13 protein-coding genes and 2 pseudogenes are annotated in these 12,523 nt (G+C 44.4%); 8 read left to right on the top strand and 7 right to left on the bottom strand.

Translation table 11 applies throughout. The features are described 5' to 3' along the window. Window positions 1–34: 34 nt before the first annotated feature. The 4 genes and pseudogenes from GPK58_RS05345 to GPK58_RS05330 all read right to left on the bottom strand — a co-directional run. Window positions 35–208 (bottom strand): DUF4250 domain-containing protein, encoded by a 174-nt coding sequence (locus tag GPK58_RS05345; RefSeq protein ID WP_044961487.1) that lies wholly within the window; start codon window positions 206–208, stop codon window positions 35–37. 287 nt (window positions 209–495) lie between these two features. After that, complete coding sequence (gene clpB, locus GPK58_RS05340) at window positions 496–3,078, bottom strand: ATP-dependent chaperone ClpB (protein ID WP_215638332.1); 2,583 nt, start codon at window positions 3,076–3,078, stop codon at window positions 496–498. 105 nt (window positions 3,079–3,183) lie between these two features. Continuing rightward, on the bottom strand, window positions 3,184–3,333 hold the full coding sequence (locus tag GPK58_RS05335) for a hypothetical protein (protein WP_156906918.1): 150 nt from the start codon (window positions 3,331–3,333) through the stop codon (window positions 3,184–3,186). Between the two features lie 208 nt (window positions 3,334–3,541). Next, a pseudogene (locus tag GPK58_RS05330) lies at window positions 3,542–3,754 on the bottom strand (ABC transporter ATP-binding protein); the annotation flags it as partial. A gap of 102 nt (window positions 3,755–3,856) precedes the next feature. On the opposite strand from GPK58_RS05330, the gene GPK58_RS05325 reads away from it, so the two are divergent. The 8 genes from GPK58_RS05325 to GPK58_RS05290 all read left to right on the top strand — a co-directional run bounded on the left by GPK58_RS05325 (window position 3,857) and on the right by GPK58_RS05290 (window position 9,575). Further along, the gene (locus GPK58_RS05325; RefSeq protein WP_442860552.1) at window positions 3,857–4,426 is read left to right on the top strand and encodes a hypothetical protein; all 570 of its coding nucleotides are present in this window, start codon (window positions 3,857–3,859) and stop codon (window positions 4,424–4,426) included. Window positions 4,427–4,429: 3 nt separating this feature from the next. Then, window positions 4,430–4,639, top strand: coding sequence for a transposon-transfer assisting family protein (locus GPK58_RS05320; RefSeq protein WP_330627206.1), 210 nt, complete (start codon window positions 4,430–4,432; stop codon window positions 4,637–4,639). A gap of 312 nt (window positions 4,640–4,951) precedes the next feature. Further along, a complete protein-coding gene (locus GPK58_RS05315) occupies window positions 4,952–5,656 on the top strand; it encodes a lantibiotic protection ABC transporter ATP-binding protein (RefSeq protein WP_173722862.1) in 705 nt (234 codons plus the stop codon). Beyond that, window positions 5,657–6,403 carry a lantibiotic immunity ABC transporter MutE/EpiE family permease subunit gene (locus tag GPK58_RS05310; RefSeq protein WP_015527239.1) on the top strand — a complete coding sequence of 249 codons (747 nt, stop codon included), beginning with the start codon at window positions 5,657–5,659 and terminating at the stop codon, window positions 6,401–6,403. Window positions 6,404–6,405: 2 nt separating this feature from the next. Beyond that, the gene (locus tag GPK58_RS05305) at window positions 6,406–7,149 is read left to right on the top strand and encodes a lantibiotic immunity ABC transporter MutG family permease subunit (protein WP_025580193.1); all 744 of its coding nucleotides are present in this window, start codon (window positions 6,406–6,408) and stop codon (window positions 7,147–7,149) included. After that, the gene (locus GPK58_RS05300) at window positions 7,142–7,519 is read left to right on the top strand and encodes a NisI/SpaI family lantibiotic immunity lipoprotein (protein WP_242872530.1); all 378 of its coding nucleotides are present in this window, start codon (window positions 7,142–7,144) and stop codon (window positions 7,517–7,519) included. Before GPK58_RS05305 ends, GPK58_RS05300 begins: the two co-directional genes overlap by 8 nt. Before the next feature lie 38 nt (window positions 7,520–7,557). Then, a complete protein-coding gene (locus GPK58_RS05295) occupies window positions 7,558–8,220 on the top strand; it encodes a response regulator transcription factor (protein WP_055056575.1) in 663 nt (220 codons plus the stop codon). Continuing rightward, window positions 8,211–9,575 carry a sensor histidine kinase gene (locus tag GPK58_RS05290; protein WP_055059697.1) on the top strand — a complete coding sequence of 455 codons (1,365 nt, stop codon included), beginning with the start codon at window positions 8,211–8,213 and terminating at the stop codon, window positions 9,573–9,575. Before GPK58_RS05295 ends, GPK58_RS05290 begins: the two co-directional genes overlap by 10 nt. A gap of 763 nt (window positions 9,576–10,338) precedes the next feature. Here the strand turns inward: GPK58_RS05290 and GPK58_RS13315 are convergent. From GPK58_RS13315 to GPK58_RS05280, 3 genes and pseudogenes are all read right to left on the bottom strand, one after another. Continuing rightward, window positions 10,339–10,428, bottom strand: a pseudogene (locus GPK58_RS13315) (TnpV protein); the annotation flags it as partial. Window positions 10,429–10,513: 85 nt separating this feature from the next. After that, window positions 10,514–11,101: a cytidylate kinase-like family protein gene (locus GPK58_RS05285; protein ID WP_215638331.1), complete on the bottom strand. Its 588-nt coding sequence runs from the start codon at window positions 11,099–11,101 to the stop codon at window positions 10,514–10,516. Between the two features lie 13 nt (window positions 11,102–11,114). Then, complete coding sequence (locus GPK58_RS05280; RefSeq protein ID WP_215638330.1) at window positions 11,115–12,482, bottom strand: MATE family efflux transporter; 1,368 nt, start codon at window positions 12,480–12,482, stop codon at window positions 11,115–11,117. Window positions 12,483–12,523 lie beyond the last annotated feature (41 nt).

Here is a 12,523-nt window from a genome sequence, read left to right as displayed (position 1 = left end):
TCGAAACGGGTACTTCTTTCTGTTCCTGATTTTCTTATACAAACTGATTCACAGCCGGATCATAAGCATAATCGATCATGTCAAGCTTATCCTCCAGTTCTTTCCGGTTAAGTCCTCTGTCCTCACAGAAGGCATCCAGGGATCTGTAAAAATCCCGCAGCTGTGTATTTACGTAACTTAAAAGCATTACCGGGTCCTTTGGTATCATAATCTGTTTCCATCCTTTTATCTGATATTTATCCAATATCCCAGATGCTGCTGGATAGCTGTCTGATCTGAAATATCAGATTTACTATCTTACCAATTTTATTTTTTGTCAAGAGCCAGTAAAAAAATTTTTCAGGATTTTTTATTTCTTCAGTATTTGATAAAAATATTCCATTCCTTGTCCCAAAAAAGAACTGCCTGGTTCCGATCTTCATCCTGAAATGGATTTCTATCAGAACCGACAGTTCTTTTCCTTGTCAATCTATCATAACTTTATGGAGTTATTTTTTACTTCGTGCTGACGGTAAACGCTCCGGCATGCACATCCAGCACAATGGTATCTCCGGCATGCACATCACCGGAAAGGATCTTCTTGGCTGTCAGTGTCTCCACATAATTCTGGAGATAACGCTTCAGAGGACGTGCGCCGTAAACCGGATCATAACCATTATCCACTACCATCTGTTTGGCAGCATCTGTAAGCTCCAGAGAAAGCTCCTGGTCAGCCAGACGGTCGCTGAGCTCTTTGACCATAAGATCTACGATCTTACCTACATTATCCTTGGTCAGCGGCTTGAACATGATGATCTCATCCAGACGGTTCAGAAATTCCGGACGGAAGTGACCACGAAGATCATTCATAACCTGTTCCTGTGCCTCCAGTTTGATATCTCCCTTCTCGTCGATACCGTCAAGAAGGTACGGAGAACCAATGTTGGAAGTCATGATCAGGATCGTATTCTTAAAATCAACCGTACGTCCCTGTGAATCCGTGATACGTCCATCGTCCAGTACCTGCAGAAGTACATTGAATACATCCGGGTGAGCCTTCTCGATCTCATCAAAAAGAACAACACTGTACGGTTTTCTTCGAACGGCCTCTGTCAGCTGTCCGCCTTCCTCATATCCGACATATCCTGGAGGCGCTCCGATCAGACGGGACACGGAATATTTCTCCATGTACTCACTCATATCGATACGGACCATATTCTGCTCATCGTCAAACAGTGTGGCAGCCAGAGTCTTGGCAAGCTCTGTTTTACCAACACCGGTTGGTCCGAGGAACAGGAATGAACCGATTGGCTTTGTGGGATCCTTGATTCCGGCTTTGGAACGAAGGATCGCATCTGTTACAAGACGAACACCCTCATCCTGTCCTACTACACGTTTGTGCAGCTCATCCTCAAGGCCCAGCAGCTTGGTTCTCTCACCTTCTGTCAGCTTGGTTACCGGAATACCGGTCCATCTGGAAATGATACGAGCAATCTCATCATCTGTGACAGCCTCATGTACCAGGCTTCTGTCACTCTCCTTAACCTGCTTTTCCTCAATCTCCAGCTGCTGCTGAAGCTTCGGCAGCTCGCCGTACTGCAGCTCTGCTGCTTTCTCCAGATCGTAATTCTGTTTTGCTTTCTGGATCTGTTTATTGATATCCTCGATCTGCTCACGTAATTTCTGAAGCTTCTCTACGGAATGCTTCTCATTATCCCACTGAGCTTTCTGGGTATTAAAAGTATCTCTCAGCTCTGCAAGTTCTTTCTGCAGATCAGCCAGACGCTCTTTACTTAAGTTGTCAGTTTCTTTTTTCAGGGCAGACTCTTCAATCTCCAGCTGCATGATCTTACGTCTCTGCTCATCCAGCTCTGTCGGCATGGAATCCAGCTCCGTCTTAATCAGCGCACAGGCTTCATCAACAAGGTCGATGGCCTTATCCGGAAGAAAACGGTCTGTAATGTATCTGTGTGAAAGTGTGGCAGCTGCAACCAGAGCACTGTCTGTGATCTTAACACCGTGGAATACCTCATATCTTTCCTTCAGGCCACGGAGAATGGAAATGGTATCTTCCACTGTCGGCTCATTTACCATAACCGGCTGGAAACGACGGGCAAGTGCAGCATCCTTCTCAATGTACTGTCGGTACTCATCCAGAGTTGTTGCACCGATACAGTGCAACTCACCTCTGGCAAGCATAGGCTTCAGCATGTTTCCTGCGTCCATGGCGCCGTCTGTCTTACCTGCACCCACAATCAGATGAAGCTCATCGATAAACAGAATGATCTGTCCTTCGCTCTTTTTCACTTCCTCAAGTACCGCTTTCAGACGTTCCTCAAACTCACCACGATACTTGGCACCTGCAACCAGCGCACCCATATCCAGGGCAAAAATCTTCTTATTCTTAAGACCTTCCGGTACATCTCCTGCCACAATACGCTGTGCCAGTCCCTCGATGGCTGCTGTTTTACCAACGCCAGGCTCACCGATAAGAACCGGGTTGTTCTTGGTCTTACGAGAAAGGATACGGATAATATTCCGGATCTCCATATCACGGCCGATCACCGGATCAAGCTTCTGGTTCTTCGCCTTCTCCACAAGATCCTCACCGTATTTATTCAAGGTATCATAGGTTGCCTCCGGGTTGTCACTGACAACTCTCTGGTTTCCCCTGACTGTAGATAATGCCTGAAGAAAACGCTCTCTGGTGATTCCGAATTCATTGAATAGCTTCTTCATGCTCGGGCTTGGATTCTTCAGCATAGAAAGAAACAGATGCTCAACCGATACATACTCATCTCCCATAGCCTTCGCTTCGTCCTCTGCACTGACCAGTGCCTTGTTCAGATACTGACCAAATCGAAGCTCTCCACCGGAAACCTTAACCTTTGCATCCAGTGCTTTCTTAACTGTGTCAATAAAATATTCCTTCTGGATCTCCATCTTCTCGATCAGTTTGAGAATCAGGCTGTCCTCCTGTGTCAGCAATGCATACAGAAGGTGTTCCTCCTCGATCTCCTGATTGCCATATTCATAAGCAACCTTCTCAAGATCCTGGACAGCCTGTACGGATTTCTGTGTAAACTTACTGATGTTCATAGGCTTCCCTCCTATTCTATGAAAAACATTTCCAATATTCTCATACCGGAAATGCTGTGCTTTTTTCTTGTTCTAGGAGAACTATAACACTATTTGTTAGCACTGTCAAGAGGTGAGTGCTAATTTTTGTGTTATTTTTTTGCAACCGTAAAATGAAAAACTAATTTCCGCCTTTAGCCCTTTATGCTCTTTTATTGGAAGGTGTTTCTTTACGAGCTCAAGTTTCAACTCCTTACTATACTGTTTCCTAGACATAAAAATATGCTCCTCATATGATAGATTTTTGGATATTTCCATTGTCTACCATATGGGGAGCATATCAATCCAACGGTTTTCAGTGCTTTTTTCATATTACTTTATTGAATATCCCTCATTCTGCCTATATAAGTGAAACTTAGCGAAACTTAAATTAAATCTCTTTCAGACAATTCAATTTGGATATTCACCAACTGTGGATTATTTCTCAGTGCACCAGTTTCCAACTTACCGCCTGCTGCCTTGCATCCACAAATCTCTTATAAATACCTTCCTGTTTCATTAATTGCTCATGTGTTCCATGCTGTGCAATTCTTCCTTTTTCAACAACCACAATCTGGTCTGCATGTCTGACTGTTTTTAATCTGTGGGCAATCATAATAATCGTTTTTTCCTTTGTAAGTGCATCTACTGCATCCATGCGGTGGAGTTGACCGGCACACAGGGCGGCACCATCCGGGGTAATCTCTATGAGCTGGACTATCAGCAGCATTTCCGGCACGTCGTTGAAGCCTCCCAGCCGGTGAGCGTGAACCGGCTCTTTTATGAGCATGGAACCCGTGACATCCCGGATGGCCAGTATTTTGACGGAAGCCCTGACCGGGTGTTGGGAAATTTCCTGCGGTATGAGGCCCAGCCCCATGACCCGGCTGTGCTGCAGGAGGCTTTACGGCAGGAGCAGCACAGCCGGGGGCGGGCCGTCCCCGGCGACTTCAAAGCCCACGTTACGGCTTTGCATAACAGCCGGATTGAAACCGAGGCCCGGCGCATCGTGGATAAGCTGAAAGATCTGTCCGCGCCCAACAGCCCCAACAAGACACATTTTATGGTGGAGATCTCACCGCACTTTGACGCACTGGCTTCCACCAAGGACAATGACCGGCTCTTTGCCATGCTGCCCTATAAGTCCCTGTGCTTTACCAGCATAAAAGACCGACACGGGGTATATGCCATGATTAACAAAGATGAGCGCCGTGATGTGAGTATTCGCAAGCCCCGGCCATCTATCCGCAAGCAGCTTGCCGACAGCAAACAGGCCACCAGCCCGAAAAAGGCGGCGGCCAGAACCAAGAAAAATGAATTGGAGGTATGAGGAATGATGCACTTTACCGTGGAAGAAGAAAATTTGATCTGTGTGTACCACAACGCAGACCGACGCAGGACGATAGGCAAGATCACCGCAGCCATGCCGGGTATGGACGGGGATATGTGGACGCTGGCCCAGCAGACCCTTTCCAAGCTGAAACGTATGACGGATTCTGACTATGACAGCCAGAAATTCTATTTCACAGACGAGAACGAATAAATAACAGCAGACGCCGGGCGCGGCGGCCATGTGGCCGCTTGCGTCCGGCGTCTTTTCTTTTTGCCTGTTCCTACGCATTTAGAACCCAGTATTGGCGGGGATAGGATAAAACACTCACATACCCCTCCGACTATGCGGGAAAAGCCTTGAAATATAGGGCTTTTTAAGGCCCTAAATGCGTAGGTTGGTGCTTTGTTGCGATATGCTCCACGGTTACGGTGTATTGTTCATATTCTGTTTTCGGGAATCTTTATGAAATCTTCAAAATTGCCCGGTATGCTATCCGTAGAATCAAAGAAAGGACTTGATTATATGGATATGATTTTGAAAACGACTGACCTCTGCAAAAATTTCAAGGGGCAAATGGCGGTAAACAATGTGTCACTGAACATCCGGCGCAACTCGGTTTATGGTCTGCTGGGGCCGAATGGGGCTGGCAAATCCACGATCTTAAAAATGCTCACCGGCATTTTGCGCCCCACATCGGGAAGCATCGAGTTTGACGGCCACCCGTGGAAGCGGAATGATCTGGAGCATATCGGTGCTTTGATTGAGATGCCCCCGCTTTACGAAAATCTGACTGCATACGAAAATCTCAAAGTCAGAACTACATTGCTCGGCCTGGACGATGCACGAATTAACGAGGTATTGCAAATTGTCCAGCTCACGAATACCGGCAAGAAACGGGCCGGGCAGTTTTCTCTTGGTATGAAGCAGCGGCTTGGTATTGCTATTGCATTGCTGAACAGTCCCCAGCTTTTGATTCTGGATGAACCGACTAACGGCCTTGACCCTTTAGGGATTGAGGAACTTCGAGAGTTAATTCGCTCTTTTCCCTGCAAAGGGATTACAGTTATTTTGTCCAGCCATATTCTGTCAGAAGTCCAGCAGATTGTAGATCATGTGGGTATCATTGCTGGCGGCGTCCTTGGATATGAGGGAGAGCTTCGCGCCGGTGAAGATTTGGAACAACTCTTTATGGATGTTATTCGCAGAAATGGTAAGGAGGGATATTAAATGGAGATGGCATATATTCAGGCAGAGAACCTAAAGCATAAGAGAACTTTCACAAAAACGCTGATCGTTCTGGCCCCGTTTGTAACTGCGCTTATGAACTTTTTTGCCCCTCTTTGGTTCCAGCTCAATTCTTATAATTGGTGGTATAACCTGCTTTATCCTGGATTCCTTACGCTCACCTGTGCCTTGATTGAACAGCGGGATAATGGCAAACTAAAATATCGTGCCGTTGCTTCATTGCCTGTTTCGCAGAACAAAGTCTGGAAAGCAAAAATTGGAGTGGCCGGTATTTACTCCTGTGTGGGGAATTTCATTTTCCTGGCGCTAAATCTGTTGGGCGGTTTTGCAATATTAGTTATCAACGAAATTCCCCTGACAATCGGAATTTGCCAGGCTGCGGCCGGAACAGCTTGTATTGTCATTGCAAGCCTATGGGAAGTTCCGCTGTGCTTATGGTTATCAAAAAAAGTTGGTATCTTTGTCACGGTTATTCTTAATGCCGGACTTGGAAGCGTTTTAGGGATTTTCACGGCTACAACCTCTTTGTGGATGATCTGCCCGTATAGCTGGGTGCCGCATCTTATGATTTCCGTGTTAGGTATTTTGCCTAATGGTGAGCCGGTTGCAGATCAGAGTACGGCAATGGCATTTTGGATGATTATACTTGTATTGGTCATTTCGCTGGCCTGGTTTGCGGCGCTGTCATTTTTAACTGCAAGATGGTTTGAGAAAAAGGAGGTGGGGTAACTATGGTATCTGTGGTTCGCTGCTGGAAAGCAGAATATCAGAAGTGTAAACATAGCATTTTGCTCTATATGCACAGCATGATTCCGATTATATGTGCGGCGATTTTTGCGGGTTACTATCATATATCCAGATGGGAACTGGCAACCAAAATCAGTGCCTATCTGGAAGTGCTGGCCGTTGCGTTCCCGTTTCTGATCGGCATTATTGTGGGCCTGGTTGTTCAGATCGAAAATCAGGCCGGGCATTATCAGCTTTTGTTGGGAACAATCCCATCTCGCATGGCAACGTATATTGGTAAACTTGGTTTTCTGATGATCTGTGCTTTTGGCGCAACATTTTTAGCGTTAGGAACATTCGCTGCACTATATAGAGATGCTCCGGCAAGCCTTTACCTGAAAGCAGGGATTCTATTGTTGATTACCATGCTTCCCATTTACCTGATTCATTTGTTTGTGGGAATGAGCTTCGGAAAAGGTGCATCTATGGGATTGGGAATTGCAGGGAGTTTAATAGCTGCCCTTATGATAACAGGGCTTGGTGACGCTACATGGAAATATATTCCCTGGGCCTGGGGCGTTCGTGCTATGGATTACACTGTGCTTGCATGGGATAGCCCCCAACTGTATGCACAGGTAAAAACCGATTTTTTCAGCGGTATGATTATTTCTGTATGCTGCACTGTTTGTCTGCTGATTGCCAGTTTGGTTTGGTTTCATGGTTGGGAGGGAGGTAAAAACAGTGAATAAAAAGTGCCTGTTTGCCGTGGTAATTATGCTTGTAAGTCTTATATGCTTATCGGCCTGCGGTGCGCTCCGCGATACCGCCGATAAAAATAAGGCGTTAAATGAATCTCTGCCGTATTATGAGCTGAACGCCGCAAACTATGATGAAATTTCATATAACGGCCTGACATATACCATAACGGATGAATGTCTTGAAATGTCAGAACTGCAAGAAGAAATCGGGCAGGTATCGAAACGCTTCAAAAATGTGGCGGGGGAAGATTTCAGTTTCGGCTACGTTTACAGTATTGTGAATGTGGATATAAGCAATGCCGTAGCTGTAAATATCAACAATGAATATCGGAAAGCTGACATTAAAAATAATGATGAGTAACCTCGACAATGTGGTATAATGGGGTGGGAGGTGATTTTTTGACCCACTTACTTGTAGTTGACGATGAAGTTTCTATCTTGGAATTGATTAAGAACAGTTTGGGGAAAGATGGATATTTGATAACAGTCTGTCAAAATGCGGATGATGTAGACATCAAAAAGCTGCATTTCTATGACCTCATTCTTTTGGATGTGATGATGCCTGGCACAGACGGGTTTGAGTTTTGCAAACAGATCAGGAATATGGTAGACTGCCCGATTCTCTTTCTGACCGCAAAGACATTAGAGGAAGATATATTGTTTGGATTGGGCATCGGTGCGGATGATTATATTACGAAACCTTTTCGTATTCAGGAGCTTCGCGCCCGTGTCGCGGCACATTTACGCAGAGAAAAAAGGGAGCATCACAGCACACTTTCATTTGAGCCTGATATAAGATTTGACCTTTCCGCAAAGGTACTGTATGTTTCAGAACAGCCGGTTCCCCTTACCAAAAGCGAGTATTCAATCTGTGAATACCTTGCGAAAAACCGGGGACAGGTTTTTACAAAAGAACAAATCTATGAAGCCGTTTTCGGGTTTGATGGAATAGGCGATAACTCTACGATCTCAACGCATATAAAAAATATTCGTGCGAAATTGGAGCATTTCAAAATAAGTCCGATCAGCACCGTATGGGGGATAGGATATAAATGGGAGTGAAAAAGAAACCTACATTGAAAATATTGTTTCGCCAGTTTGCTATCTCCCTCATTGTCATGCTGGTAGCGGCAATTATTGTCCCTTTTGGTTTGGAGGGACTTGCTGTAAATGCTGGATTAGCTACAAGAGCAAATCTAAGTGAATTGCAGGTAAAAGAGATCATTCCAACGCTGACGATTGCCCCGGATATTACAAAGGTTGTGATTCCACAGGGATGCGGCTACTTAATTCTGGACAAGAACTTTAATGAGCTTTACAGCAATATGGACGATGATGAAAAAGAAATTGCCCTGCTGTACGCAAAGGGAGAATATATTGAATATGCTACGGGGAGGCAGTTTGCACTTGTTGTCCGGGAAAACGAATTTTGCGTTTTAAGGTATTATATTGGTTCTCAATTTACAGTGTCATGGCTACCGGAATATTTTCCATCTCCTGACACGCTTGCGTTTATCCTGATGGCTGTAAATTCGCTGCTGGTCATTATCATACTGACCGCCAGATTTGCTAAGAACCTGCGTACACAACTGACCCCGCTTTTTGAAGCAACTGCGGAGGTTTCAAAGCAAAACCTTGATTTTGAAGTAGGACACGCCAAAATCAAAGAGTTTGAAGATGTCCTTGCATCTTTTTCAGATATGAAAGATAATCTGAAAATTTCGTTAGAACGGCAATGGAAAACCGAACAGACACAGAAAGAGCAAATCGCCGCGCTTGCCCATGATTTGAAAACGCCTCTGACGGTTATTCAAGGAAATGCTGATTTACTCACAGAAACAAATCTTGATGATGAGCAACGATTATACGCTGGTTACGTCGTGGAAAGCTCCGGCCAGATGCAGTCATATATTCAAACCCTGATTGATATATCACGGGCGGCGGTTGGTTATCAGCTCCATATTGAAAGTATAGACTTGCCAGCGTTCATGCAGCACTTGTTCGGTTATATGGAATCACTATGCCGGACAAAAGAAATCCGGCTGCAAATGAATACTGTTTCACTCCCTCAAATGCTGAAATTTGATAGGGTGCTGATAGAACGTGCTATTATGAATGTTATCAGTAATGGGCTGGACTACTCCCCGCAAGGCGGAACGCTTTATGTGGATGTTCAGAGTAACAACGGTTTCGTGGAAATTTCAGTCACAGACGAGGGAACGGGGTTTTCTAAAGAGGCATTATGCCACGCACAGGAACGGTTCTATATGGGCGATCAAAGCCGCAATTCAAAGTTACACTTTGGTATGGGTCTATATATTACAAATTCGATTATGGAACAACATAATGGTCAGCTTATTTTAGAAAATTCAAAAGAAACCGGCGGCGCAAAGGTTACTATGAAACTTCCTTGCTGATTTTCCGATAGTGTAATGGACGTCTTTTATGTCCGTCCATTTTTCAAATCTTTATGGAATCTTCAAAAATTCCTCTTATCATGTATCTAAAGAAAAAACATCTGCCCAGCGGCAGAAAAAAAACGCTGCTGGGCAGACCCATTTTCACGCTTAATTTATATTCACTGGTGGCGGTTTTGAGAAATCAAGACCGCTGCTTTCTTTCTGTCATTCCCAGCAGTTAAAGGCATGGCGGCCCACGGGAGGACGCCGCCATGCTGTTTTACTATCATTATAATCTAATCCACTTCTACCGCTTAAAAAAAGCCTTGCCCCGCCACGGGAATATTCCGGCTATGAGTATGAACTATACCATGTAAGAAAACAACAAAACGCTTCAAATCGTCGCCCGGTAGGTTTACGACCTGCCGGGCGATTTTTGTCGATTTTCGCGGATTCTCATTTCCGGCAAAAAATCAGATGGAAAAGGAGGCGGTCAGCAGACCAGGGCCAGCATAGGCCCCTGACAACGGACAGGATCATCCTGCTCACTCCCCACGGAAAGGGGGTGAGAAGATGAAAGTTACCCCTGATGATTACGGGAGGCGCTGCCAGTTTGACCATTTTTGCAAGCTGGTACTGTACCATGAAGCCGTTGACTACTTCCGGGAAAGGAAGCGTCAGCGTGGCTGGGAAACATCCTTTGAAACGCTGCCGCTTTCGGAACCGGACACGCTATGCACGATAGATCAGTACCCCAGCGACAGTTTTATATTTCCGGCCTATACTTGCCAAGTTGCTCCATCTGCTCACCGGATTTATAGGTGAGATTCAGGATCAGATATCCATTTACATTCGTGTACGTTATATAAATAGGACATTCGCAATCCGCTTTCGCTACTTACTCATGAATGCTCTCATCACATTTTCTTTAATCCACTTTCACCATGAGTATTTCATTATTTACTACATTCCATAACAAGCTTCTCACATCTGCCATATCCAAGCTGTGAACTATTCAGACACAACGTATAATTACTGGCCTTTCCCCATTTCTGATCGGTATAAAAATTATAATTCGTCATACGCCTTTTATCTGTATCTGCCATCATTTTGACAGCTTCCTTCTCTCCTACATTATACAAACCCATAATACGCTGTGTTTTTTTCGGCATATCCCCATGGATAAATACATTCAGTACATCATCCCTATCTTTCAGAATATAATCTGCATTTCTTCCGATAATTACACAAGATTCCTTATCAGCCAGTTCTAAGATAACCTTTCTCTGTGCCTCATACACCATGTCTTCTACTGATTTTCCTGTGATATCACGTCCGGCAAATGCATATGCAAACAAGCCTTTTTTCGGAGACAGTTCCGCACTTTCCTGAATATATTCCGGAGATAGACCAGACTTTTCTGCGATCTCATTGATAATGTTTTTATCATAATAAGCGAGTCCCAATTTTTTCGCTAATTCTTCTCCGATAAAGCGTCCGCCGCTTCCAAATTCTCTACTGATCGTAATGATTCTTTTTGCCATTTCCAATTCCTCCTTAATTCAAAACATCTACTTTATTTTTTCTGATTCTCTTTAAAAACACATATCCTACAAAACAGGAAACTATTTCCGTGATCGGAAATGCCCACCAGATCAGTGAAACTCCCATCTGATCATTTCTGACAAACATAGAAAAGATTCCAGCCAGCGGCAGGATAATAATAAACTGTCTCAAAAGCGAAATAACCAGCGATTCCACACCACCATCCAGTGCCTGATAAATGCCCTGATAAGCAACATTGATTCCTGCGAACAGGAAACTTATAGAGATCACTCTCATTGCTCCGATAAAATATTCTCTCGACTGTCCCGCATTAAACAGCGTTGCAAATGCCCCAGGGAAAATCTCTGTGATTGCAATTCCCAGAATCATTAACACAATTGTATAGATCAGACCATATTTGATCCCATCCTGAATTCTCTTCTTACTTCTCATTCCATAAGCAAATGCAATGATTGGGGTGATTGCATCTCGCAGACCAAAAGCAAGAAACAAAACAAACTGCTGTACCTTATAGAACAGACCATAGGCCGTCTGTGCTGACGGATCGAACTTCAGGATCAGGTTCATTACATAAACCATAATGGACATCAGCGCCTGAGCAATGATTGCCGGAAGTCCGATTGCATAGATCTCCTTGATAATTTCGCCATCCGGCTTCATATATTTCGCCCCATGCTCGAATTCCTTATTTAATTTGATATGAAAAATGAGCAGTAATACTGCTGATGCTACCTGTCCAATTACAGTTGCGTAGGCTGCGCCATTCACTCCCATTTCCGGGCAAGGTCCAATACCGTAGATCATGATCGGATCAAGGATGATATTTACAACCGCTCCAACCACCTGACCAATTGTGGAATAAAGAGAACGGCCTGTTGCCTGGAGTAACTTTTCAAATAGAGAAAAGAAAATAATACCAAAAGAAATTACGCAACATATCCTCAGATAGCTGACCCCCATCTCAAGTACTTCTGTATCTACTGTCTGCGATGAAATATATGCTTTCACCCCAAAGATACCAAACAATAAGCAAACCGCATAAATGATTACTCCCAGAAACAGACTGTTTCCTGCTACCTTTGCAGCTTTTTTACTGTTTCCCTGTCCAAGTGTCCTTGCAAGAAGTGCATTGGTTCCTACACCGGTTCCGATCCCCACTGCCACCATAAGCATCTGCACCGGAAATACCAGTGTCAAAGCATTTAGTGCTGCCTCACTGCCTACTTTCATATTCCCCACAAATGCACTGTCTACAATGTTATAGACTGCCTGCAATGCCATAGATAGGATCATCGGGATTCCCATCTGGATCATCAGCTTATTTACCGGCATCTCCTTCATCTTGTTGCTTTCCGCCATTTTGTTTTAACTCCTCTCTTCTTTTTGGCACAAAAAAAGTG

Origin of the sequence: Blautia sp. MCC270 (assembly GCF_018785605.1) — a bacterium.
Lineage (GTDB): Bacteria > Bacillota > Clostridia > Lachnospirales > Lachnospiraceae > Blautia_A > Blautia_A fusiformis.
The sequence above is the reverse complement of the archived record's forward strand: the minus strand, read 5'-3'. Positions and strand labels throughout refer to the sequence as shown.

Excerpts from the sequence above, each read along its gene's own strand:
- GPK58_RS05345 (WP_044961487.1), bottom strand. The coding sequence starts at position 208 with ATGATACCAAAGGACCCGGTAATGCTTTTAAGTTACGTAAATACACAG.
- clpB (WP_215638332.1), bottom strand. The coding sequence starts at position 3,078 with ATGAACATCAGTAAGTTTACACAGAAATCCGTACAGGCTGTCCAGGAT.
- GPK58_RS05335 (WP_156906918.1), bottom strand. The coding sequence starts at position 3,333 with ATGTCTAGGAAACAGTATAGTAAGGAGTTGAAACTTGAGCTCGTAAAG.
- GPK58_RS05320 (WP_330627206.1), top strand. The coding sequence starts at position 4,430 with ATGATGCACTTTACCGTGGAAGAAGAAAATTTGATCTGTGTGTACCAC.
- GPK58_RS05315 (WP_173722862.1), top strand. The coding sequence starts at position 4,952 with ATGGATATGATTTTGAAAACGACTGACCTCTGCAAAAATTTCAAGGGG.
- GPK58_RS05310 (WP_015527239.1), top strand. The coding sequence starts at position 5,657 with ATGGAGATGGCATATATTCAGGCAGAGAACCTAAAGCATAAGAGAACT.
- GPK58_RS05305 (WP_025580193.1), top strand. The coding sequence starts at position 6,406 with ATGGTATCTGTGGTTCGCTGCTGGAAAGCAGAATATCAGAAGTGTAAA.
- GPK58_RS05290 (WP_055059697.1), top strand. The coding sequence starts at position 8,211 with ATGGGAGTGAAAAAGAAACCTACATTGAAAATATTGTTTCGCCAGTTT.
- GPK58_RS05285 (WP_215638331.1), bottom strand. The coding sequence starts at position 11,101 with ATGGCAAAAAGAATCATTACGATCAGTAGAGAATTTGGAAGCGGCGGA.
- GPK58_RS05280 (WP_215638330.1), bottom strand. The coding sequence starts at position 12,482 with ATGGCGGAAAGCAACAAGATGAAGGAGATGCCGGTAAATAAGCTGATG.